Source organism: Vagococcus xieshaowenii, from assembly GCF_004792515.1.
In the GTDB taxonomy this organism is placed as follows: domain Bacteria; phylum Bacillota; class Bacilli; order Lactobacillales; family Vagococcaceae; genus Vagococcus_A; species Vagococcus_A xieshaowenii.
Window position 1 is genome coordinate 1533371 of sequence record NZ_CP038865.1, and the last position, 24766, is coordinate 1558136.

27 protein-coding genes and 1 riboswitch are annotated in these 24766 nt (G+C 34.2%); of the genes, 1 reads left to right on the top strand and 26 read right to left on the bottom strand.

Annotated elements, in window-relative coordinates; genetic code table 11:
* Positions 1 to 15: 15 nt before the first annotated feature.
* The 4 genes from E4Z98_RS10055 to E4Z98_RS07385 all read right to left on the bottom strand — a co-directional run bounded on the left by E4Z98_RS10055 (position 16) and on the right by E4Z98_RS07385 (position 3268).
* Positions 16 to 192: a hypothetical protein gene (locus E4Z98_RS10055; RefSeq protein ID WP_167790916.1), complete on the bottom strand. Its 177-nt coding sequence runs from the start codon at positions 190 to 192 to the stop codon at positions 16 to 18.
* A 175-nt stretch (positions 193 to 367) separates the two neighbouring features.
* Positions 368 to 1588: a nucleobase:cation symporter-2 family protein gene (locus tag E4Z98_RS07375; RefSeq protein ID WP_425353665.1), complete on the bottom strand. Its 1221-nt coding sequence runs from the start codon at positions 1586 to 1588 to the stop codon at positions 368 to 370.
* 115 nt (positions 1589 to 1703) lie between these two features.
* A complete protein-coding gene (locus E4Z98_RS07380; RefSeq protein WP_135254485.1) occupies positions 1704 to 2285 on the bottom strand; it encodes a xanthine phosphoribosyltransferase in 582 nt (193 codons plus the stop codon).
* 90 nt (positions 2286 to 2375) lie between these two features.
* Positions 2376 to 2473: riboswitch (purine riboswitch) on the bottom strand.
* 75 nt (positions 2474 to 2548) lie between these two features.
* Positions 2549 to 3268, bottom strand: a complete 720-nt coding sequence (locus tag E4Z98_RS07385; protein WP_135254484.1) for an AAA family ATPase — start codon at positions 3266 to 3268, stop codon at positions 2549 to 2551.
* 225 nt (positions 3269 to 3493) lie between these two features.
* Here E4Z98_RS07385 and rlmD point away from each other — a divergent pair, with 225 nt between their 5' ends.
* A complete protein-coding gene (rlmD, locus tag E4Z98_RS07390) occupies positions 3494 to 4867 on the top strand; it encodes a 23S rRNA (uracil(1939)-C(5))-methyltransferase RlmD (RefSeq protein ID WP_135961182.1) in 1374 nt (457 codons plus the stop codon).
* An 18-nt stretch (positions 4868 to 4885) separates the two neighbouring features.
* Here the strand turns inward: rlmD and E4Z98_RS07395 are convergent, their stop codons facing one another.
* The 22 genes from E4Z98_RS07395 to E4Z98_RS07495 form a co-directional block, all read right to left on the bottom strand.
* On the bottom strand, positions 4886 to 5425 hold the full coding sequence (locus tag E4Z98_RS07395; protein ID WP_135254482.1) for a hypothetical protein: 540 nt from the start codon (positions 5423 to 5425) through the stop codon (positions 4886 to 4888).
* Positions 5426 to 5563: 138 nt separating this feature from the next.
* Positions 5564 to 7006: a proline--tRNA ligase gene (proS, locus tag E4Z98_RS07400; RefSeq protein ID WP_135254481.1), complete on the bottom strand. Its 1443-nt coding sequence runs from the start codon at positions 7004 to 7006 to the stop codon at positions 5564 to 5566.
* Between the two features lie 296 nt (positions 7007 to 7302).
* Positions 7303 to 8511 carry a M20 metallopeptidase family protein gene (locus tag E4Z98_RS07405; protein WP_135254480.1) on the bottom strand — a complete coding sequence of 403 codons (1209 nt, stop codon included), beginning with the start codon at positions 8509 to 8511 and terminating at the stop codon, positions 7303 to 7305.
* Positions 8512 to 8636: 125 nt separating this feature from the next.
* On the bottom strand, positions 8637 to 9863 hold the full coding sequence (locus E4Z98_RS07410) for a hypothetical protein (RefSeq protein ID WP_135254479.1): 1227 nt from the start codon (positions 9861 to 9863) through the stop codon (positions 8637 to 8639).
* Between the two features lie 211 nt (positions 9864 to 10074).
* On the bottom strand, positions 10075 to 10626 hold the full coding sequence (locus E4Z98_RS07415) for an NADPH-dependent FMN reductase (RefSeq protein ID WP_135254478.1): 552 nt from the start codon (positions 10624 to 10626) through the stop codon (positions 10075 to 10077).
* 184 nt (positions 10627 to 10810) lie between these two features.
* A complete protein-coding gene (locus E4Z98_RS07420; RefSeq protein ID WP_135254477.1) occupies positions 10811 to 11524 on the bottom strand; it encodes a L,D-transpeptidase in 714 nt (237 codons plus the stop codon).
* Between the two features lie 160 nt (positions 11525 to 11684).
* Positions 11685 to 13262, bottom strand: a complete 1578-nt coding sequence (locus E4Z98_RS07425; RefSeq protein WP_425330212.1) for a peptide chain release factor 3 — start codon at positions 13260 to 13262, stop codon at positions 11685 to 11687.
* Positions 13263 to 13486: 224 nt separating this feature from the next.
* On the bottom strand, positions 13487 to 13804 hold the full coding sequence (locus tag E4Z98_RS07430) for an ArsR/SmtB family transcription factor (RefSeq protein WP_135254475.1): 318 nt from the start codon (positions 13802 to 13804) through the stop codon (positions 13487 to 13489).
* A gap of 41 nt (positions 13805 to 13845) precedes the next feature.
* Positions 13846 to 15561 (bottom strand): phospho-sugar mutase, encoded by a 1716-nt coding sequence (locus tag E4Z98_RS07435; RefSeq protein WP_135254474.1) that lies wholly within the window; start codon positions 15559 to 15561, stop codon positions 13846 to 13848.
* 375 nt (positions 15562 to 15936) lie between these two features.
* Entirely contained in the window at positions 15937 to 16881 is a 945-nt protein-coding gene (locus E4Z98_RS07440) for a hypothetical protein (protein WP_167790915.1), read from the bottom strand.
* 12 nt (positions 16882 to 16893) lie between these two features.
* A complete protein-coding gene (locus tag E4Z98_RS07445; protein WP_135254473.1) occupies positions 16894 to 17472 on the bottom strand; it encodes a hypothetical protein in 579 nt (192 codons plus the stop codon).
* On the bottom strand, positions 17462 to 17962 hold the full coding sequence (locus E4Z98_RS07450; protein ID WP_135254472.1) for a hypothetical protein: 501 nt from the start codon (positions 17960 to 17962) through the stop codon (positions 17462 to 17464). The genes E4Z98_RS07445 and E4Z98_RS07450 overlap by 11 nt, the downstream gene beginning before the upstream one ends.
* An 808-nt stretch (positions 17963 to 18770) precedes the next feature.
* Entirely contained in the window at positions 18771 to 19082 is a 312-nt protein-coding gene (locus E4Z98_RS07455) for a hypothetical protein (RefSeq protein ID WP_135254471.1), read from the bottom strand.
* A 34-nt stretch (positions 19083 to 19116) separates the two neighbouring features.
* A complete protein-coding gene (locus E4Z98_RS07460) occupies positions 19117 to 19461 on the bottom strand; it encodes a hypothetical protein (protein WP_135254470.1) in 345 nt (114 codons plus the stop codon).
* 22 nt (positions 19462 to 19483) lie between these two features.
* Positions 19484 to 20092, bottom strand: a complete 609-nt coding sequence (locus E4Z98_RS07465; protein WP_135254469.1) for a hypothetical protein — start codon at positions 20090 to 20092, stop codon at positions 19484 to 19486.
* Between the two features lie 104 nt (positions 20093 to 20196).
* Complete coding sequence (locus tag E4Z98_RS07470; RefSeq protein ID WP_135254468.1) at positions 20197 to 20619, bottom strand: hypothetical protein; 423 nt, start codon at positions 20617 to 20619, stop codon at positions 20197 to 20199.
* Positions 20616 to 21092 carry a hypothetical protein gene (locus E4Z98_RS07475; RefSeq protein WP_135254467.1) on the bottom strand — a complete coding sequence of 159 codons (477 nt, stop codon included), beginning with the start codon at positions 21090 to 21092 and terminating at the stop codon, positions 20616 to 20618. The genes E4Z98_RS07470 and E4Z98_RS07475 overlap by 4 nt, the downstream gene beginning before the upstream one ends.
* A gap of 92 nt (positions 21093 to 21184) precedes the next feature.
* The gene (locus E4Z98_RS07480; protein ID WP_135254466.1) at positions 21185 to 21325 is read right to left on the bottom strand and encodes a DUF2292 domain-containing protein; all 141 of its coding nucleotides are present in this window, start codon (positions 21323 to 21325) and stop codon (positions 21185 to 21187) included.
* A gap of 12 nt (positions 21326 to 21337) precedes the next feature.
* Entirely contained in the window at positions 21338 to 21502 is a 165-nt protein-coding gene (locus E4Z98_RS10060; protein WP_167790913.1) for a hypothetical protein, read from the bottom strand.
* Positions 21503 to 21543: 41 nt separating this feature from the next.
* On the bottom strand, positions 21544 to 21876 hold the full coding sequence (locus E4Z98_RS07485) for a hypothetical protein (RefSeq protein ID WP_135254465.1): 333 nt from the start codon (positions 21874 to 21876) through the stop codon (positions 21544 to 21546).
* A 434-nt stretch (positions 21877 to 22310) separates the two neighbouring features.
* A complete protein-coding gene (locus tag E4Z98_RS07490; RefSeq protein WP_135254464.1) occupies positions 22311 to 23855 on the bottom strand; it encodes a DNA primase family protein in 1545 nt (514 codons plus the stop codon).
* Positions 23836 to 24753: a primase alpha helix C-terminal domain-containing protein gene (locus tag E4Z98_RS07495; protein ID WP_135254463.1), complete on the bottom strand. Its 918-nt coding sequence runs from the start codon at positions 24751 to 24753 to the stop codon at positions 23836 to 23838. The genes E4Z98_RS07490 and E4Z98_RS07495 overlap by 20 nt, the downstream gene beginning before the upstream one ends.
* Between the last annotated feature and the right edge of the window lie 13 nt (positions 24754 to 24766).

Genomic DNA, 24766 nt, shown 5'->3' on the forward strand with positions numbered 1-24766 from the left:
TTTAACTATCTTCTTTTATTTTTCTGAAAGATTTGAAATGGATAAACTAGTTATCCGATTTTCGATAAATTGATTTTGTTGTCTTTCTGAATCATTGATTTCATTTGACCATTTCAAAACAATTAAAAATAATAACACCATTAAAACTAATAACCAACCTACATCGTTTAATGTATTTCTTTTCTTAACCATTTTCTCCTACTAACAGATAATAATTATCTGTCTCTTTCTATTCGTGATATCAAGATATAACCCTTTTAATTTTATTGATATTATATCATTTAACTAAACAATCGTTCAATAAGTTATTCGTAAAATAAACACGCCAATAAAAAAAGAGCAGATTCCTCTGCCCTCCAGTAATTCATTAGTTCTCGTCTTTCATACCATTTAGCACTAAATTTAAAACTATCGCAACAATACTACTCACCACAATACCGTTGCTGGCAAACATTTTAATCGTTTCAGGCATGAATTGGAATAACTCGGGCTTAATAGCAAATCCTAAACCTAAGCCAATAGAAACAGCGACAATCAATAAATTTTTATCATTATTAAAATCAACTCGCATTAACATCTTCATTCCTTGAACAGCTACCATGCCAAACATGACCAACATCCCACCACCTAGTACTGGCTCTGGAATCATTTGAGCAACCGCGCCCATCTTAGGTAATAACCCTAAAATAATTAAGAAAATAGCTGAAAAGACGACTGGTTTACGTGTTTTAATACCTGAAAGCTGAACAAGTCCTACATTCTGTGAGAAACCAGTATAAGGAAATGTATTAAAAATCCCACCTAAAACAACAGCTAAACCTTCAGCACGATAGCCACGCTTTAACTCATCTTGTCCAATTTTTTTACCAGTAATATCTCCTAAAGCAAAGTACACACCTGTTGATTCAACCATACTAACGATTGAAATAATAATCATCAGTAATATAGAAGAGACATCAAAAATAGGTTTACCAAAATAAAAAGGTGTCGGCACATGCATCCATTGAGCTGAAGCAACAATATCAGTTGAAACTAAGCCCATAGCAGCAGCAAGTAGTGTTCCCCCAACTAAACCAATTAGGACCGAAATCGAACGTAAGAAACCTTTACCAAATAATTGCGTGACTAAAATTAATACGATGGTAAAAAAGGCTAATATTAACGACTTTGCATTACCAAACGTTGGAGAAGCAGCTGATCCACCACCCATTTTTTCAATCGCAACGGGAATCAGTGTTAGACCAATTGTTGTAATAACTGTTCCTGTTACAATAGATGGAAATAGTTTTTTTACCTTAGAAAACACGCCTGCAATTAATACAATAAACACACCAGCTGCAATAATTGAGCCATAAATCGCACCAATACCTTTATTACTCCCAATCATGATCAGTGGAGACACTGCCTGAATAGCACATCCCAACACCACAGGTAAGCCGATACCAAAAAACTTTGTAACTACCAATTGTAAAATAGTTGCTATCCCACACATAAAAATATCAATTGAAATTAAATACGTCATTTGTTCCGGCGTAAAATTAAGTGCTTGCCCGATTAGCAATGGCACGGCAACCGCACCGGCATACATCGCTAAGAGATGTTGTAAACCTAAAACGGCAGCTTGAGCATTTGGCACATGTGTTTGTTTATCTATTGTGGATGATTGAACAGTTTTTGTTTTGATGTTTACTGAATTTTCCAATTTAGGCATCTCCTTCTAAAAACGTCACATAGTTATTATCTAATGAAGCCACACGTGCAAGTGACACTACTTTAATCCCCATATCTTCTAATAATTGACGACCTTCTTGGAATGATTTTTCAATCACAATCCCTACAGCAGCAACAGTTGCCCCTGCTTGTTCACATAATTCAATTAAACCTTTAGCCGCTTGACCGTTTGCTAAGAAATCATCAATAATTAAAATATGATCTTCGTTTGTGATGAATTTTTTAGAAATAGAAACTTGATTCGTTTCTTGTTTAGTAAATGAATACACAGGTGCAGTTAATAGTTCTTCATCCATTGTCACACTTTTAGATTTACGTGCCACAATTAACGGTACATCTAATTCCTTGGCTGCAAAAATTGATGGCGCAATACCTGAAGTTTCTACTGTAACAATCTTCGTAATTCCCGCTTCTTTGAAGTATTCACCAAAACTTTCACCAATTTGAGCCATCAGCAATGGATCTACCTGATGCGTTAAGAAACTATCTACTTTCAGTACTCCTTGATTTAATACACGTCCATCTTGTTTAATTTTGTTAACTAATGCTTCCATTTATAACTTCCTTTCCTTTTGCCCAACTGATGACAACTATAAAAAGAAAAAGACCTCTTTTTGCGTATAAGCAAAAAAAGGTCTCCTAAACGTCGACAAATTTCCACTTATAGTCTAACCTTTACGGGGTTAGGTAGAGACGGTCAACCGTATTATGACCATATATAAGTTGTATCAAATTGGATTGTATCTTTATTATGAATGAAAAAACGAAAAAAACAAGTAAAATATCTTATATTTTTCAGATATTTCATTTATTTATCCTAATTTTCTAACATATAATAGACCATTTGTTCGGTATTTCTAATAAAAAACTGCATATCCTGAAAACAAGAAGTCTCTTGATAAGAGACTTCTTCAATTCCAGATGAACTAAATTGATAAATCAACGCCTCTGGATGTGCTAATAGGATGGGGGAATGAGTTGCTACAATAAGTTGACTACCTTCTTTAATCAATTGATCAAAAATACGTAATAACGTCATTTGACGACTAGGCGATAGACCTGCTTCTGGCTCGTCAAACAAATACAATCCCTGTGGCTCAAAACGTTGCTCGATTAACGACATCACTCCTTCACCGTGCGATTGTTGATGTAACTTCTTATCTCCATAACCACTGACGCCTAAATTTTCAATTTCACTCGCTAAATTATAATAACTCTCCGCACGTAAAAAATACTTCAAACGTGGCAAACGCCCTGTTTTGTGAACAACTAGTTGTTCCGACAACTGACTATGGGTTGCTTTCGTTGCAAAGTTAAACTGTTGGCTTCCACCTTCAGCATTCATCCCCATCGCTACCGCTAACGCCTCAATAAACGTTGACTTACCTTGGCCATTCTCACCTGAAATAAAGGTTATTTTATTCGATAAAATTAACCCATCGTGATCAGCTAACCATTTAATCACAGGAAGCTCATGATAATAATCCATTTGCTCGTCCTTAGATAGCTGTAACAAAACCCGTTTAACAAATGTCATAACAGCCCCTCCTTATATTAGTTCAATCGCTTAATATCGCTCATATTAGTTTCTCTAATTATTATCCAACATTTTATAATACTTGTCTGATCATACCAATTTTATAATGTTGTAATGCAGCTTTCAACCATTATAATTTTCTAACACAGATGACCTTCTTGTTCCTATCGTTAATCTTCATTTTATGCTAAAATCAAGTGACTACCTAAAAAAGGAACGATGAACATGAAAATACAACATAATTTAAAAGTCGGTCAAAAAATAACGTTACCGATTAAGCGACTTGGCATTAATGGTGAAGGGATTGGCTACTTCAAAAAAACAATTGTTTTCATTCCAGGTGCTTTACCTGATGAAACAGTGACAGCCACTATCTCAACTGTCGCGCCAAAATTTGCAGAAGCAGAGCTAAATAAAGTAAACAAAGCCTCCGCACAACGTGTTCAACCTAGATGTGCCGTCTACGAAGAATGTGGCGGTTGCCAGTTACAACATTTAGCTTACGAAGCGCAACTTGTCTTCAAAAACGATGTTGTCAAACAATCACTGGCTAAACACAAACCAATAGGCTATCAACATTATAAAATGCGTCCAGCCATTGGAATGTCTAACCCTTGGCAATACCGTAATAAACTCCAATTTCAGATTAGAAAAGATGAAAATGGGGTAATAGCTGGTCTTTATCAACCTAACTCTCATCGTCTAGTAGGCATTGATGATTGCGTTGTTCAGCAACCTATTACCATGGATATCTTAAATGGGGCTGTGCGTGTATTAGAAAAATATAATGTGCCTATCTATGACGAACGTCGTAATAGCGGTATCGTTAAAACATTGATGATTAGAACGGGGCTAAAAACTGGCGAAACACAACTTGTATTCATTACACATAGCCCTAAGTTACCACAAAAAAATCAAATGATTAACGAATTAAGACACGAATTCCCACAATTAGTCTCTATTATGCAAAACGTACAACCTACTAAAAGTTCGGTCATCATGGGAGATGAAACCCTTCATTTATGGGGGAAAGAAAGTATTGCAGAACAACTTGAAGATGTGCACTTCAACCTATCACCTCGTGCCTTCTTCCAATTAAACCCTGAGCAAACAGCCGTCTTATATGATGAAGCAAGGAAAGCATTAGATGCGCAATCTGGGGATAAAATCATTGATGCTTATTGTGGCGTTGGAACGATTGGTCTAAGTATAGCCAAGTTGGTAGGTGAAGTGCGTGGTATGGATACCATCCCAAGTGCTATCGAAGATGCTAAAGAAAACGCTAAACGATTAGGGGTAACAATTACCTACTACGAAGCGGGTACGGCAGAAGAATTAATCCCCAAATGGTTAGAAAAAGGATTCCGACCAGATGGTATTATTGTTGACCCTCCAAGAACAGGCTTAGATAAAAAACTAATCGATACACTACTTAAATACCCAAGTAAAAAACTTGTGTATGTTTCTTGTAATCCATCTACGCTAGCACGTGATCTTGTCTACCTAACCAAAAAATATAATGTCGACTACTTACAATCTGTTGATATGTTCCCACAAACAGCTCGTGCTGAAGTAGTAGCAAAATTAGTTTTAAAATAAAATAAAAAAATCCAAGAATTAATTTTCTTGGATTTTTTCTCTTATCTGACCAATTACAAAAAAATAATTACTAATCCCCATTGTTATCATCGTTACACTAAAGAAAATTTTTATTATACTAAAGAAATCAACAGGAAGAAATAAAAAGATAATTCCTAAACTAGCAAATACAAGATTATAGAAAATCTGATTTTCTAATTTTAGCAGTTCTATATAAAAGAACCCTCTATAAATAACACAGACGATAATAAATGAGCCTAAAACAATAGAAACCAATGTTGGTGCAACTTGTGAAAGAAAAAATATTATGATGGAAAAAACTAAAAAAATACTGCCTCCAGTCACCGTTACCTGAAAAACATTTTCATCACGATTATATTTCTTTCCACGACCTATTGCAATCAATCCCAAAACAAGAAAATAGATCCCCACAATCAAACATGCTTGTTCAGGATTATTAATCACAGGGAAGAAGAAAAAAAGCCCTAGTAAACATAGCAAAATCGACTGAATCAATTCTATTTTTTTTAATGCATGTAAGCCCTCAACTGATATCATGTAGCGCCTCCTCTAATACAGTCTGACTTATATCATAAACGATAATAGCGATAACAAGGTGACCGATAATAGATTTTTTTATGAAAAAAATACTCTTATCTTCACAAAAAAGATAAGAGTGTGAATTTTATGTGAAGATTAATAAGCACGTGCCCAATGAACCATTAGTTTAGCCTCTTCACCATTCCAAATGTCTTTAACATCTGTTAAATCCATATCAATATGTTCAAACGCAATACAACGAGGGGTTGCACCAGTTAATTCTTTGATTTCATCTTCAACTTGTTCAGAACCTGAGTATGGTGCAATAACAAAGCCACCTTCTTTAATCATTTCGATAAACTCTTCTTTAGTTGACGCACGTCGTGTTTTTTCTTCTTGACGTGCTTTAGCTGTTTCATATAAGTTTTCATGAATTTCATCTAATAACGCCTTTAAGTTTTCGTTTAAGTTGTCGTCTAATGGTAACGTTGATTTTTCTAATGTATCACGACGACAAACTGTTACGACTTTATTTTCGATATCACGAGGTCCTAATTCAATACGAACTGGAATACCTTTCATTTCACATTCATTAAATTTCCAACCTGGTTTTTTATCTGAATCGTCTAACTTAACTTTGAAATCAGCTTTTAATTGTGCTTTCAGTTCATTAGCTGCTTCTAATACACCTTCTTTATGTTGCATAACTGGTACAATCATAATTTGAGTTGGTGCAACACGTGGAGGTAATACCAAGCCACGATCATCACTATGAACCATGATCATCGCACCGATTGAACGAGTTGTAATGCCCCATGAAGTTTGTTGAACATATTGTTCTTTTCCTTCTCTATCTAAATATTTAATTTCAGCCGCTTTAGCAAAATTATCCCCTAAGTGGTGAGACGTTGCTAATTGTAAGGCTTTACCATCATACATTAAGGTTTCATTTGTATAGGTTTCATAAGCACCAGCGAATTTTTCACTTTGTGTTTTAATTCCTGATACAACTGGAATTGCTAGCAAATCACGAACCATGTCACGATAAACAGTTAACATTTGACGTGCTTCTACATCTGCTTCTTCGAAAGTTTCATGACAAGTATGACCTTCTTGCCAGTGGAATTCTGTTGTTCTTAAGAATGGACGAGTTGTTTTTTCCCAACGTACCACATTGGCCCATTGGTTATAAAGAACAGGTAAATCACGGTATGATTTAATAATGTCACGGAAGTGTTCCGCAAATAACACTTCCGAAGTTGGACGAATTGCTAACCTTTCAGCTAATTTGTTATTACCACCTTCCGTTACCCAAGCAACTTCAGGTGCGAATCCTTCAACGTGTTCTGCTTCTTTTAATAGTAAACTTTCTGGAATTAATAACGGCATCATCACATTTTCGTGATCTAAGCGTTTCAAATGCTTATTAAATTCAGTACGGATATTCTCCCAAATAGCGGCTGCTGTTGGACGTAAAATCATACTTCCTTTTACGCCTGAATAAGCAGCTAATTCGCCTTTTACGACAACATCGGTATACCACTGTGCAAAGTCGACATCGCGACTAGTAATTTCTTTTACAAATTCTTGTTTTCCCATTATTGTGCCTCACTTTTTTATTTTTTATACAAAAAAGCATACTTTAATGCAAGGACCAAATATGGCGGTACCACCTTGCTTTAAAGTATGCTTCACTTTACGTCTTTAGTCGCTGATAAAGGTAGCGAAACCTATTCATACGGGTAGGTTCAAGGGGTCTTTGATAAAAATCTCTCAGCTAATGATTTTCTCTCTGAATCAAGAGGATGCCTCTACTATTCCACAAAAATTATTCAATTGTCTCATGAATCCATTTCACTATATCATCAAAAAAATGTAGTGTCAAATGACAATCATTATTTATTTACTTCTAACCAACTCAATGCTGTCCCTACATAAGCAGCCGCTCCGTAAGGCATTGCTTCATCATCCATAATCAATTTGGGATGATGCAAGTTATAAGCAGGATGCTCTCTTGAATCTCGTGTCATTAACATTAGTGATGTACTTGGTACTTGGTGTGAAATTAACGCAAAGTCTTCTGATCCCATCACAGGAATCTCTGGATTCATTGGAGGCATAAATTTATCTTTGCCAAGATAATTTGGTAAAGACTGTGCAATATGTTCCACCAATTCAGCATTAGATTCAAAATAAGGAGCGCCGGCTGGGAACGAAACTTCTGCCTCACAACGAAAGGCTTTGGCGATATTTTCTGATAATTCAATCATTCTTTTTTTAATTAAGGCACGATGGTCTTCATCATATGTTCGAATAGTCCCTTTCATAGAGATTTCATCTGGAATAACGTTAGCGGTCTCACACCCTTTAATATCACCTACTGTTACAGAAACTACTGCATGAGGCGGCAATTCACGTGACTGCAATGTATGTAAGGCATTCTGAATTGCTGCCATTGGTACTAATGGATCAATCGCTAAATATGGCATTGACCCATGTCCACCACGACCTTTAATATTGATGGTGAACCAATCAACTGATGCCATTGCTTTACCAGAATTCATTACACCTACTGTTCCAACATCAACGGGATTTCCTGGAAAAACATGTAGCATTACTGCCGCATCAGGTTTAGGATTTTCTAATACCCCATGCTCAATCATATCTTTTGAACCTTTCATAATTTCTTCACCAGGTTGGAACATCAATTTAACTGTACCTGGAATATCTTGTTCATATTTTTTAAGGATTTTTGCAGCAGCTAACATCATAGTTGTATGCATATCGTGACCACAGGCATGCATTTTACCTGGAACTTTTGACGTATAAGCTACACCCGATTCTTCATTAATCGGTAAGGCATCCATATCACCACGTAATAGCATGACTTTTCCTTCACCCGTTCCCACCGTCACAGTTAATCCTGCTTGTCCGACATGTTGGATATTATCATATCCTATTTCAGAAAGTTTCTTCGCAACGTATGCTACCGTCTGTTCTAAGTCCATACCAGTTTCTGGATGTTCGTGTAAATGATGACGATTAGCTACCATTTCATCATATAAAGCTTGTGCTTCTTTCAAAATCGTTTCTTCTAATAACATATAATATCCTCCTTTTATGTACTTAGTTAAAGTTTAACGATAATTTTATCTTAGGTCAACTTAAAAGAGGTTACCACAAAAAGCATGTGTGATAACCTCTTTTAATGATTTATTCATTTTAAGTATTATTTTATCATTCTTTTAGTAACTGGCCACTTATCAAAAAATGTATTCATGTATAACATTGGCATCATGTACACAAATTGACCACCTAATATCCCTAACATTGGATGACCTAAACCTAAATCATTGCCACCAAATGGCCAAATATGTAATGTCTTAATCCACAATATGCCTAATAGCGAACCAATAATCAATACAATCGCAAGCTGTGTAAGATTTCTCCCTAATTTAGACGTAATCAACGTTTGACTAGGGAAATCATCAAAATGATGATGCCATGTTAGTAATACATTGATAATTGTCAAAGCAAAAGAAGCAACCACAATATCCGGTGCCAAGCCTTCAGATTCAGCTAATGGTGTTAAGAGTGTTCTTAGTACTCGTAATGATAGTAATGACAGAACAATGGCTATGATTAAACCAATTATCCCTGACCACGGTTGCTTACTAGTAATGAATTTTTGTGGGTAACCGGCCATTCCTTCAGCAGGTAATAAAAAGAAGAAAATAAACAACTGACACCAAGCAATGGCTGTCGACCATCCATCAAAGGGTACCCCTGTTATAGATTGACCTTCTGTTTGAAGTGTAATAAAACTTGGTAAAATAAAAATAATCCAATTAAATAATGCCAAAAACAAACCTAAAAATAGCGTCCCAAATGAAATAGCCCAAGGATCATTTGTATACTTACTAAAAGGATACTTTTCAAATAAGCTCACCAATGGAATTTGAGCTAAAATAACAGACAAGGTAAAGAAATTAAGTGCTCCCCAGCCTTTAATTGCTAATAACGCTTGGCTTTCACTTTCTGGTCGTAATAAAACTTGCCAATTAAATGGCTCCCACCAGATTCCCATTAATCCAACAAATACTACTAGCCCTATCATACCTACCATCATTGCAATAAAAAAATAACGTAATCCTGCAATAGGTTGCTTAGTCGTCGGTTTATTTTTTCCATAGTTACCTAAATTTAACGTGAACCAAACCCAAGGTGAAATGATGAACCAAAAGAAGGTACCTTCAACTGATTCCTTTAAAAAATGTGCCTGTGTTTCATCAGATAAAACAGAAATTTGTTCTCCACCAAACGCTAAAATAAGCGCTTGCCAAATATTTGACCAAATTACCCAACCTGCTGAAGCAACTAATAACACTATAGCAACTGACACTATACCACTTAACACAGGATGCTTTATCCTCTTATCCATTATATACTGATCCATAACCCTTCTCCCTTAACAATAGTTATTAATAAACATCGTTGTTATTCGCGCTAATAACAACTTAAAATTAACACCTATTGCAAACGTTTACAAATTAATTAAAATTACACCTAGTATTAAAATATTTAATGCACTTCTCCTATTGACTAATAGAAAAAAAGAAGAAGTGAGTAATCCTCACTTCCTCTTTCTTAATTCGTAACAAATAATATTAAACTAATTTATTGAAGAACTCAAGATAAGCATCCACAATTGTTTTAAAGAATCCTGTTGTTCCTTCGTTAATATTACCTTCTTCGTCAATTAATTCATGTACTGAACCAATATAAGCTTCTGGTTGTTGTAACGTTGGCATATCTAAGAATGCTAACGTTTGACGTAAATGATGGTTAGCACCAAATCCAGCAATTGCTCCCATTGACACACTCACAACTAAAGCAGGTTTTTTAGCCCAACTATTTTGACCATATGGACGAGAACCCACGTCTAAAGCATTTTTTAATGCTGCTGGAACTGAACGATTGTATTCTGGGGTAAAGAAGAATACACCATCTACAGATTGAATGTCTTCACGTAAACGTGTCCATGAAGCAGGTGTTTTTTCTGGTGTATCGATATCTTCATTAAAGAATTCTACATCACCGATTTCAATGAATTTCGCTTCATAGCCTTCTGGTAATAACTCTACAAATTTATTTGCTACGATACGATTAAATGAACCTTCTCTTAAACTACCTACTAAAATACCAATTTTTTTTGTCATGATCTATACACTCCTTAAATTTTGTTTTTACTATTTTTAAAACGTCTAGAATTGTTGTCCAACAACAACTTAAATTCATCTTAACACCTTACAAAAAATAAGTCTAAACATATGCTTACTTTTTGTAAGGTTTTCTGCAAAAATCAATCCATTTAATAAAAAATGTTTTAGATCTCTTAATAAATTAACTAATCGTAACCGATGTACCTGTTGTTATGGTGTCATAAAACCACTTAGAATCTGGTAAAGGTAACCTAATACATCCATGAGAGGCTTCCTGACCTAATTTAACCGCTTCTTTTTCCTCCACCTCGTGTTCATTCCACATCAGCACGCTATGGAACAAATAGACGCCATGACCAGAAAAAGAAACCCAATTATACGCCCAGTCATCGTCTTCTTGCCAATAAAATTTATCTCCTCTTTCAGGTTCAATGACAAAATCACCTGTAGGAGTTGGTGTACCTGCTTTACTATCTCCAGTTGAACAAATCATCGTGTAAACCGTCTCACCATTTTCTTTGATGTAGACTCTTTGATTAGGAATCGAAACTTCTACGGATAATTTTGATGGATCTTTAATAATTGGATAGCTAGCCTCGGAAGGCTCATTCCAAGGATGAACGTCCTTCTTCGTCTGAGCTTTTTTCTCTTGCTTAACATCTTGCATATCACGTTGATCAATCTCTTCTTTTGTTGACGTACTTTGTGAGACAACACTTGAATCATCTAATAAACGACTAGGTGACGTCGTCTGATATTCTGCAGCTTCTTTTTTCAAATTGTATGTATACAAGCTTGCAGCTACCACCGTTAATAGTACAGTAATGGTTCCCAATATTTTAATAATTTTTTTCTGCTTTTGTTTAATCGTATTCCCATCCTTTCTATCAGTCATGATGATACCATTCCCATGGTAACTTCCCAACAGTTCATTTTATGCCCTTTAATTAATATACCTATTATAAAACAAAACAGATTTAAAAATCTACCTTTTGTGAATTTATAACAAAAAATAAAAGATGCCTCTTAAAAAAGACATCTTTTATTGATTATGTTTATAATAAAGCTTTTAATTCTACATCAGGATACTTATCATTAAACCAACGCATTGCAAATTCATTTTCGAATAAGAAGAGTGGTTGATCAAAGCGGTCGCGTACTAAGATATTACGACTTGAGCTCATTTTTTCATCAAGGACTTCTGGGTCAATCCAGCGTGCTGTCTTTTTACCCATTGGTGTCATGATCACTTCTGTATTGTATTCATTTAGCATACGATGTTGGAACACTTCAAACTGTAGTTGACCTACTGCACCGATAATATAATCGTTTGTATGATAAGTCTTATACATTTGGATGGCTCCTTCTTGAACCAATTGTTCCATCCCTTTATGGAATGATTTTTGTTTCAAGACATTTTTAGCTGTTACTTTCATAAACATTTCTGGCGTAAATTGAGGTAACTCTTCATAAGCCACTTTTAATTTACCTGTATAAATCGTATCCCCAATTTGGTAATTTCCCGTATCATACAGACCAATAATATCACCAGCTACCGCATTTTCGACGTTTTCACGAGTATCCGCCATAAACTGAGTGACATTGGCTAATTTAATTTTCTTACCTGTTCGTTCTAAGAATACGTCCATTCCACGTTCGAATTCACCTGAACAAATACGTACAAAGGCAATACGGTCACGATGGGCTGGGTTCATATTTGCTTGGATTTTAAAGACAAATCCTGAGAAATCTTCTTCATAAGGACTTATTTCTTCACCTTCTTGTGTTTTATGCTCAGAAGGTTCTGGAGCAAATTGTAAGAATGTTTCTAAGAAAGTTTCTACCCCAAAGTTTGTTAGAGCTGAACCAAAGAATACCGGTGTTAATTCCCCTGCTGCGATGGCTGCTTCATCAAATTCATTGCCGGCTTCTCTCACTAACTCAACTTCTTCTAGCACCTGTGAATAAATGCTGTCTTTAGCTAATGCATGCTCGCCTTCAATTTCTCCCGCTTCATTCAATGGAATAAAACGTTCTCCGTCATATTTTTCTGGATGATATAACTCAATACGGTTATGGAATAAATCATAAATTCCTTCTAACCCTTTTCCCATCCCAATTGGCCAGTTCATTGGGTAAGAATCAATTTCTAAGACTTCTTCTAATTCTTCTAATAAGTCTAATGGTTCACGTCCATCACGGTCTAATTTATTCATAAAGGTGAAAATTGGAATACCGCGCATACGACAAACTTGGAATAATTTCTTTGTTTGGGCTTCGATCCCTTTAGCTGTATCGACAACCATCACTGCAGCATCTACTGCCATTAACGTACGATATGTATCTTCAGAGAAGTCCTCATGTCCGGGTGTATCTAAGATATTCACACGTTTACCGTCAAAATCAAACTGCATTACCGAACTTGTAACTGAGATACCACGTTGTTTTTCAATTTCCATCCAGTCAGATTTTGCAAAGTTTCCTGTTTTTTTACCCTTAACAGTTCCGGCATTACGAATCGCACCACCAAATAATAGTAATTGCTCTGTAATCGTTGTTTTACCCGCATCCGGATGGGAAATAATTGCAAACGTGCGACGTGCGTCAACCGCTTGTTTTAATTGTTCTTCCATTATTATTGCTCCTTCTATACACGTACTTATTTTATCTAACTTCCATTATAAACTATTGTATAGTTACATTGGACAAGCACCTTTTCCTTTATTTTTTTCATCAGGTCGATAAAATTTTAATCTTTTCTAGTATAGCATGAAGTATTGATTCAATAAAGATTTTCTCTTTTTATCCTATAAAAAACTCGCAAAAATTATGACGATCATTTTTGCGAGTTTTTAATTTAATCTTCTGGTAGGTGCGCCACATGTGTAAATGTTTTAACTAAAATATCCCGTACATGCTGATCATCTAATGAATAGTAGATTGTTTTACCTTCACGTCTATTGCTCACAATATGATGTCGTCTTAACACACGTAGTTGATGAGAGACCGCTGATTGCTCCATTTTTAGTTGGCTACAAATTTCTGAGACATTTAATTCTGATTCTAATAGTAAGGTCAAAATTGTTAGTCTTGTTGTATCACCTAATAATTTATAGAGTTGACTCACTTTAGGAATCCACTCTTCTAAAGAATGCGCTGTCGATTCATTAAACATAGCGCTCACTTCCTTTTTATTTAGACAGTTGCTAACATTAATTATTTTTGTAGTTCCGCAATGGTTTCTTTAATTTTTGCGATTTTTTCTGATGCTTCTTCATGATTACCTGCCTTAGCAGCAATATAGAATTTAATCTTTGGTTCTGTTCCTGATGGACGAATTGCTACCCAGCTACCATCTACTAAGAAATATTTCAAGACATCAGAACTTGGATAAAGCATTTCTTCTACTTTACCATCTAAGTGTGTACGTGTTCCAGTTAAGAAATCTTCTGTCACGGTTACACCAATGCCACCGAATCCTTCCATTCCTAATTCACGAACAGATTTCATCAAGTTTTTGATTTTTTCCACACCTTCTACACCAGGCATGGTAACAGAAATCGTTTCTTCTAAATAAGTCCCATACTTAGTATATAAATTCATCAAACCGTCATGTAAGGTCATACCTTTTTCTTTGTAATAAGCAGCAACTTCTGCTAATAATACAACTGCTTGAACTGCATCTTTATCACGTGCAAAATCTTTAACTAAATAGCCATAGCTTTCTTCAAAACCGAATAAGAATGTCTTGGTCTTGTCATCTTCATATTGTTGAATTTTTTCAGCAATAAATTTAAACCCAGTTAATACATCTACCATTTCAATACCATAATCCTGTGCAACAGCACGTGCCATTTCTGTTGAAACGATTGATTTTAGTGCCACACCATTTGTGGGTAACGTTCCTTCTTCTTGCAAAGCATTTAAGATGTAATCTAACATTAATACGCCTAGTTGATTACCTGTTAAAATTTGATACTCACCATTTGCTAAACGTACCGCTGCACCGACTCGGTCTGCATCAGGATCTGTAGCCATTAAGACATCCGCCCCCACACGCTCAGCTAATTCAATCGCTTTTTCAAACGCTGAATATTCTTCAGGATTTGGAGAGACTACTGTTGAAAAATCTGCATCTGGCTCTGCTTGTTCTGGAACTATCTCCACACGGTCAAAGCCAGCTTGTGCTAGTCCTCGTTCAACCAACATTTTCCCTGTTCCATGTAGCGGTGTGTAAACAATTTGTAATTCTTCAGACATGCGGCTAATTAATTCATGATCAATTGTAACAGCCTTCATTTCAGCTAAATAACGTTCATCAATTTCTGATCCAATCATTTCAATTAATGAATCATTTTTATCAGCTACTCCAACGGTTAAAGGGTTGTCAATTTTGCGAATATAGTGAATCACCGTATTGGCATCATGTGGTGGCATTTGACCACCATCTTCCCCGTATACTTTGTAACCATTGTATTCTTTTGGATTGTGGCTGGCAGTAATCATGATACCGGCAATAGCATTTAATTCACGGACACCAAATGATAATTCTGGCGTTGGACGTAGCGCTTCAAAAACATACGCTTTAATCCCTTGTTTAGCCAGTACACGTGCGGCTTCAAGAGCGAATTCTGGTGATTGATGACGTGAATCATAGGCAATCACCACACCGCGTGACATCGCTTGTTCACCCTTATCTTTAATTAACTGGGCCAAACCTGCCGTTGCTTGACGCACTGTGTAGATGTTCATGCGATTAATTCCTGCGCCTAAAATCCCACGCATTCCTGCTGTTCCAAATTCTAAAGGCGCATAGAACGCTTCTTTAATCGTTACTTCATCGTTCATCATTTCGCTTAATTCTATTTTTAATGAGCTTTCTAATCCATCAAAAGCTAACCATTGTTGATATACATCTTGATAATTTGTCATTTTACACACTCCAATTATAGATTCTCTAACTACTATTATAAACCAAAAAACCTATAGAGAAAACGATTTCTCTTAATTTATTCATCTCACTAATGGAATAATGGAATAAAAAAAGGCTCCTCTCATTAAGAGAAGAGCCTAAAATGTTGATAAATCAACGATATTTTAATTATTTAGCTAAAGCGTCTTTAGCAGTATCAGCCTAATTGGTTGATTTTATAAGTATCTATACTGTTTTAAAACGGCTTTAAACCAGTATTCTCACCCAACTTATTTTTATATCGTTTTAACGAATATCTTTAAAGGGTATTCAAAGGGGTATTCATTTTTAAATTGCATAGGGCAAAGCTTTTTATTCATTGACTTTTACATCTATTACTCATTTTCTAATCCATACATCGAATCAAGTTTATTTCTTACTGAATCTACTAATGCTAGAGTAAAATCACGTTTACTATTGTTAGTCCATTCACCATTCTCAACATCTTCATTAAATGAATTCATCATACTAGGAATTATTTCTATAAAAGCTTTCAATAAAATTTTAGATACTTTTTCTTCTCTAACATCTAGCATAAACTGGCCTGAATAGTTTTCTACCATAATATCTATTTGAGAATTTCTAGAAAAATATCTTATTTCATAAGTTTCATCTTCGATTACAACTCTTACTTCAATCTCTGTCATTGATTGCATCTCGATTAAGAATGAAATCGAACTTATCAAATTCATTACTTCATTTCCTGAACCAGATAATACCGCCTCTTTTTCATTTGGATTTCCTTCACCTTTAAACCCAATTATTCTACTAATAGTTAGATCGTTATTATCATCTAAAACCTTGTTGTCATTCATAAACCTTGAAAGCAACCAAATAAAAAACTCTTCATTAATATTAAAGCTCTCAGCTTCAATAATTTTATTTTTATCAGAATTGTTCACTTTTCGTAAGACTCTTAATGATTGAGGACCTCTAGCTTTATCCATTAAATATTGAGTTCTTAATCCATCTGTATATATTACAAAGCCACCATGCGTCGTTTTTAATCTTTCAGTAGCAATGGGATTGGTTTCTTGACCTGATAAAAGACTATCGTATGAATACTTAATATAATTAAACTGAAAATCTGTACCTTTTATGCTGACAACTCTATTTTCATCAAATACTTTTTCAACTTCATATCTCAAAGGTTGGTTAGTCTGTGGGTCTGTATCAATTTCAAGCCACTCATTATAACTTAAAATATTTTCTAATATTTCATTCATACTCAAATATTCATCTACAGTATTCTTAGAATTATCAATATATTTACTAAACAATACACTGTCACCTCATTTTTTATATTGTACAACTAAATTCTTCTTTTTTTTGCAATATCTAAATATATTTCCTGTTATTTCAGAACTTATATCATTCTTTCTCCCAGCAGTATCATACATAGGCTTAATTCCAATATCAAATGTAAAACTAATCTCTTCTTCATTTATTGTTATACAATATTCACTCTGAGAATTACCAACTTGTTTTATTGATGGATCCGCCTTTACCATAGAGTCTATCCACTCAGGAAATTTTATTGTCACTTTTTCTTTTATCCCTTCTTTGTTACCTAATACTTTTACTTTGACCACTACACTTCGAGGTGTTTCATCTACAAGGATATTATATGATTCATCTTTTTTATCAGTGATATCTACTCGAATTGTTGTTCTTAATGATAACAAGTACAAGAACAAAGCATTCAGCAAACCACTGTAAATTGAAACACTAACAGTTACGTGCCACTTAGGGTCTGAAAGAACAAGGAAATGTTTAGTTATTAAGAAGTTATTACTTATTAAATATGAAATAGTTACAAAGACTCCTGTCATAATTGCTTTAAAAATCGGATGCTGTAATTTATCTTCCATTTAAGAAAACCTCAACAACATTTTTAATATACTTATTAAAAACTAATTCTTTCTGCTTCCCTCTTTGCAATCCACTCGAAGTCAATTCAAATGACAAAAAACCTTCTTCAGATTTTTTCCCCATAATTATTTTATCTATAAAAATAGAACCTTCATCTAAAGCCCATTCCAAGTAACTTTCTAATTCGCTAAAATAAAGAGGTGATTCTTTTATCTTTTCCACTAAATTATTAATCTCTATCCTAGTATTTTGATCTACAGAAGGATCATCAACTTCTACTTTTCCAAGTGTCCACCCATCTATCAACATTCTTTCTGCTATCTTTAACATTAAATACGAATTAATAATCACCTGAGTATAACCTTCTTTATACTCAGAATTCATAATAATAGGGTATGTTCCTGTCTTGCTCAAATCATCGACTAACAATAACTTTGTATGAAATACACTGTTTTCATTTTTTTTTAATATTTTACCGTAGCCATTCATGGTTTTCTCTCCCTATTTTTATTTGATAGCTTAATAGTATCAAATATCTCTTTAATTTTATATAGCTTTTATCATAATTTATAAAATAAAGCAATAAAAAAACTAATTTTTTTATACATCTTGAACTCTTCACTAAGCAATTCTTAGTCTAGGTTATGAACAGTATTCACACCCCTAAATTAGTTATTGTCTATGCTATGACGCCACACTTTTGTGTTGTCCTATAGGCTAGCATAATTTTATACCGCCCTATAGCTTGCCGATTTTTCGGCCACCCTTTTACTATATTTTGCATATTAAGCTGCATTAATTTATAATGGTTTTAAGCGATCACAACGTCGCGCGAGAAAAAATGTACAGTAAACGGCATGAAGCCCGAGAGAAGAGCGGAGGGGGTCCCCTCCCCCCTTCTTTTTTTTGCGCCCAACTTCCAACAAAAGTTTTTTTGAGAATCAACATAGACAAAATATTCTCCAGTAACATTTTTCTTTTAAAAAATTTTATTATTAATTTATTTTTTTTATTTATTTTTTTTATTTATTTTTTTCAAAAAGAAAACACCTAACTAGATTTCGTTAGGCGTTCCCTTCTCCCTTGATGTCATAGCCGTTGGTTATCGTCTATACTTTTCAAGTGGTTCAATATTTTTTGAGTCTAAATAAATTCTTTGGCCACAATCAAGGTCAACTATGTATCTAATTCTATTACCATATTGTACTTGACTCCTACCAACAATAACGCCTGGTACACCTAAATAGTAACCACTTAACAGGCTTACAACCCTATCACCTGGCTTAAACTCTTTCATCTATCTACCGTTTAACCTTTTTAGCATTTCTCTATAGTCATTTTCTTCGGCTATTTGTTCGGCAGTTTTATACCCTTTTTCTTTGTACTTTTGGTTGATGTCCTCGGTTACTTTTGTAATTGCTTTAGTCTTTTCTTTTTCAATATCATCAAGGCGTTGCTTTTCTGCTTCTTCCATTTCCGCCTTCATAACTTTATCCAACAATCTATTAAGCTCTGATTGTTCTTGTTCTTTTTGTTCAATAGATTGTTTTAAAAATGATTCAAAACGTTCCGAACGTTTTTTATTTTTTTCTTGAATTCTTTTTTCCATTTCACTTAAACTCATTTATTTACACTCGCTTTCTTTATAAGTTACCTAATAAATTCCGATAGGCAGCATCTTTTTTCTTTGTGGTTTCAGACTTAACGCCCTTGCCTTCGTACTTCTCATCTAGTTCTTTATTGGCTTGTTCTTTAGCCTGTTCTAATTCCTTTTCTTTCTTTTTTTCTGCGTCCTCTTTGTCGGATAGGATTGCTTTATAAAATAGTTCTTGTAGTTCCTGGCGTTGCTTTTCTTCCTTTTCGCTCATAGCTTGAAGATAGTTTTCAAACTCTTCCGCTTTCTGTTTATCTTTCTCCTTAATTCTTTCTTCCATTCCTTTTGTATCAATGTACCCGTCTTTTGAAGGTAATATATTTTCTTTTTCCATGATTCATTCTCCTTTAATTTTATTAATACCAACTAATATTACGTTTTTTTTCATTTTCTTCCCCAACCATTTGAGAAAGTGGAGAGCCTTTAACTCTTGATTGATAGAAGTCATTTACCGTATATTTTAAATTTACAGTCGGTAATAACGTTACAAGGATTCCTCCGTTTGCTTTCTTTTCTATACCATCAGTTTTAAATACTTGGCTTTGTAACGTGCTTAATAAGTTTGATGCTTGTTTAAACATATTAGAGGATTGAATGGCAATCGTCTTAATGTCTGCTATCAGCTCGCTAGCTTCTTCTAATTGGCTTTGGTTATCATCATTAGCAATCTTTAAAATAGCTTGTGTGATTGCTTCATACTCTTCTTTAGAAACTAATCGTTTGCTTTTAGCTTCGTCTAGTTTCTTTTGATATAACTCTTTAGCGTGTTGGGCGCTCCAAATATCATTTTTAGCCTTGTTGTATTGATCAACGTCTGCAGCTTCTTCTGCTTCAAGTAACGCCTTGTTTGCTTGTTCAATGGTTTGTTCTGCCTTCAGAATATTGTCGGTAAACTCTTTAATTTCTGCTTGATTTTCCGCCAATTTTTCTGATAATAGTGTTTCGATTTCGTTTAATGTTTTCATTTCTATTTTCCTTCTTTCTTAATATTTATTAATGGTGGTGCGAAAAATTCATATATCTAACCACCTCCCTTAAGTGGATTTCAAACTTCTTTATGTTAAATGTTTTAATCCACATCTATTTTCAAAACTTCTAAACCTTTAGAATATAGATACCCTATGTGTCTAACGGAATAACTTTTGTCTTCTGCAATGTCTTCAAAAGATAACCCCTCAACAAAATATGCTTCAAGCACTTCTACATATCTGTTATCATCCACCAAATCAATACAGTCTATTATTTCATACTTAGTTTGAATAGCTATTTCATTTAAATTTAATAGACGGTGCTGAAGCACTTCTTTTTTAGTAAGTAAATCATCTAACGTTGCCCCTTGACCACCTCTAGGCATGTCGGTGATTTGTTGGCTACTTAAACCTTGCATTTGAACGTCCAGCTCTTGCATTTTTTCTTTCAACTTATCAATTCGTTGCATGTATATTCTATATCGTTTGAGATACTGTTTCTTTTTACTTGTTGAGTCTTTCATCCATCATTCACCACCTGCTTATAATTATCATTTTGAAAATCCACCACACTATTTAAAAAGTTCCACACCAGCGGATGATCATTATACTTCTTAGCAATTAATCCAACCTCATTAATGAACCACACCCAATACTCTTCAGATACCAATGGATATTGGGCCATCTTAGCGTTTGACTCACTCATCAATTGTTTGAGTTCTTCAGGTAATAACTCTTCACAGTAGCGATTAAAATGCTTTTTTCTAAAGTTACACCGCTCTATTAGTGAGTCAATGACTAAACCCACTTCAATTTTTTCATTTACAAGCTTATCTATTTTAGGAGCGTAAACATGAACTGAGAGACCATCAAATACAACTCTTGTGTGAAAAGATTTCAAATTCATTTCTGTGGCCACTCTATCTTTCTTCTTATGAAGCTGCTCTATGATAGAATCTATCTCTAAATAATTCATCAGATCATACTCTGATTCCATCCCACTCCCCCCTCTCCAATAAAAAAGGATACAAGAAACACTTATCCGCTTTAGAATAATGCTCTTATATCCTCCAGTTTTCTGGTCAGATATTACTTATACTGTTCAGACGTTGTTATTTCACTTCTAACAACTCTACCGTTTTGGATGATTAGTTTTACCTCTCCATACTTTGGCGGCTCAATATTGATGATTTTCCCCTTAGAATCTACATATAATTTGTCTTTATCCATTTTTCATTTCTCCTAACTATATAAAATAACTGCCATGTACATAGCATTGTTTTCATCTGGTACTTTAATATCAATTGATCTAACGTTTACACTAAAGTTCTGTATCCATTTATTTACTTCATTTTCTAATTCTCTAACTTCAATTGAACGAATAATTTTAATTTGAGTTTTCATCATGCTGCCTACTTTCTTTTAATTGTTTTGTATTGCATACCTGGTTATACATCTGCTTCAGATTTATCGTATCCATAAATTTTTAAATACGTTGCTTCAAATATCTTCGCCTCTTGTATATCGTAGATTTTTATTTGAAAGTTATCCTCAAACTTTTCTAGCACACCATTCAAATTTTTTTCTTCTTCAGATAGTCCTTTCAAAATACTGTCATATTCATCTTTTGTCATTGCATAAATCATTTTTGAACGGCTTAAATCTACTAAATCTTGTAACGCTGCCGCTTTCCTTAAATCAAAGAATTTTTCTCGTTCTATTTGATTATTTTTTCTATAATCTTTTACCGTTTGATCAATTCTAAAAGTATAATCACTCATATATTTCACTCTCTCTTTTTTATGATTGTTCTGACACTCTGCCTTTCACACCTACAAAGCTACATAACCACTACAGCGCAAACCTTGATTTAATAGAATTTCATTAAATTGTAGTTTGTAGCTACTTTGTAGGTATGTAGGTACTTTTATTATTTTGTTTCAAACTGTCGGTTTATATCTATTGGTCGGTTTTATGTCGGTTAATAAAAGCATTGATATAAAGGCAATCTTAAACAAAAAACCGACAAACCGATATAACCGATAAAAAACAAGCGTATCCTTTATATATTTATTAATATATATATATTTAATTCATTAATAAATTCAATATAAAATATCGGTTTGTCGGTTGAACATCCATAAAGGTTGTCAGAACAAGCTTTACAGGAACCGACAAACACTTTTATGTTGTCGGTTTTATGTCGGTTTTGTAATTAATTGTCGGTTTTTCCTTCCCTCCACAATATAGCTTGATATTTTTTAGGATCATTTACAAAATATTCATCAACATGAAACGCATCAATCTTTCTCATATCTTCATCATAAAATAAATCCAACGTTGCAAGATTTTTTAACGAATAGTTCCAAGAATCTTTTTCTGCTATTGGTCTTAACTCTTTTGTGAATGAATTTTGTTTCATATTCTGCGGATTATTTTCTTCTCTGTTCCAAGCCTGGAACAACTCAAACAAGAATTTAATTGGAATTCTTTCGCTAGTAAAATCAGGGAAAAAGGTATTATAAAACCTTAATATATTGTTATTGTCCTCTTCGAACTCCTGCAATGATTCAAGCCCATCTTTCGTGTTGTATAGTTCCGTCTCAACCATATGTACCGTTTTTAATGCTATCCATTCAAGTAAGCGGCTATCGTTTATATATTCTTCTTTAACTCGCTTATTTTCTTTTCCCTGGTAGCTATGATTAAATGGTACTACTATTAACCTATGTTTTAACCCGTCATCAAAACTATTAATTTTCGGGAAACCGTTAAACGATTGAATAATTTGAGCGGTTATAACAGTAGTGAAGGGATCTTTCCCCTTTCCTTCTGCCTGTAAGATGTCCCCCGTTGCGATTGATTTCAAATTTTCGTTCTTTTCGATAAAACTTTTTGGGTTGTTATCATCCCCAATGATTAGACTTTTACCGTAAGCCGTATAAACCGCCCAACGTTTTTCTATTTCTTCCAACCTTAAAGCCACCGTATTTTTTGCACCTACTAGGTTTCTAAGCAACATTTGAAGGGTTCCCTTTCCGCTTTTCCCTATGGTTGAGATGAGAAAAATAACCTTATTAGAAATATGATTCCCATTTAAACTTGCATAGATGATGCGCCAAAACAATTCTAATTTTTGTTGGTCACCGTCGGCTAATTCTTCTAACCACGTTGAGAAACTCCAATCTTCAAACAACGGTTCCTGGGCTAATGGGTTATAATTAACCGCCACCTTACTAAGAAATACATACCTAGGACTAAAAGGCATTAAGCTCATGGTTTTCCTATTAAAAATTCCATTATTCATTACGATTAAATTCGGGTCCCTTGTGGGTTCTTTTTCTTGCGATTCTATCTCTAACCACCCTAAAATATTTGCTCGTCCAGCTTTATTAGTTGTTGGTTCTATCGCTAAAATTAGCTTACCTATGAACCGTTCGCCACGCTTATAGATACCCTCATCTAAGTCATAAGCACACAATGGAGCATTTTCTGGGTTATCATCCGTTATAACTGCAAAATCTACGTAGCGTCTTAATAAGTTAGCTACAGCCCTTGGCGATACTGGAATAATTTTTGTTTCTCCTGTTTTTTCATTATATTTTGCGTGTTCTTCTCTCCAGATATCACCTTCTTGTTTTAATAACCGTTCTAACTCGGCCATTGTAACTGGAACAATATTTTTCTTTTGTGGTTGACTTTCATTTAAAGCATTAAACATTGGATCGTTTAAAATTTCGCTAGGTAATTGGCTTGTCAATCTCACCACCCCTCTTTCTTAATTCTCTTGCCATAATGCTTTTAAAAATAGTGATTAATTCTTTGTCTTCTAAAGGAAAATCTAAAAAATTTTCATTGATAACCGTTGCCAATTTATAAGCATTTTCTGCCGTTACGCCCTGATTAAAGAAGGACCCTAATAGACTTGTGAACCAAATATTTCTGTCTCCTTCTGTTACACCTTCAGCTATCTTATTAAGCAACTTTCCCGTATACTTTTCCCCTGTATATTGGTAATTATCAAATCCCTTATAACTTGCCTGGTTTCTTTTGTTTTTCTTGTAAATTGATGATTCTTTAATTTTTTTCAAGAAATTATCTACAGGCACCGGTTTTTCTTTTTCTTGATAGAAAATAGGACTATTCTTTGATTTTTCTGTAAAAACTGGGGCTCCTTGTCCCTGACTCCAAACCTTATTAGATTCATCAACATCAAAATCAATTCCTAAATCTGAAGAAATTCCTAATAATAAGGTTTCATATTCTAAACGATTAACACTCCTATCTAATTCTAATACCAATCTATAGCGTATTTTTTCGTTGGTTATATGTGACAATGTCGGATATAAACAGTAGTTAACTTTTGACAATTTATTACTTATTTTCTGAAGAAATTCTGTTTCCGTTTCATTAACATCATCCAAATCAATAAATAACAATGATCGTGATAGTACATTATCATTTGAACGTGTACTATTAGGCACCATTTCCCCTGCAATTAAGATATACATTTGAAATTGTTTTATTTTGTCTTTCTCTTCACTATTTCTGGGATATGTAAATTCTTGAGGATAGTATGATTTAAAGAAATCAAAATCACGTTCAAAGGGCAGCATCTCCATAGGATTGTTAGTTCTAACAATATTTTTGTATATCATTTTGTTTCACCAA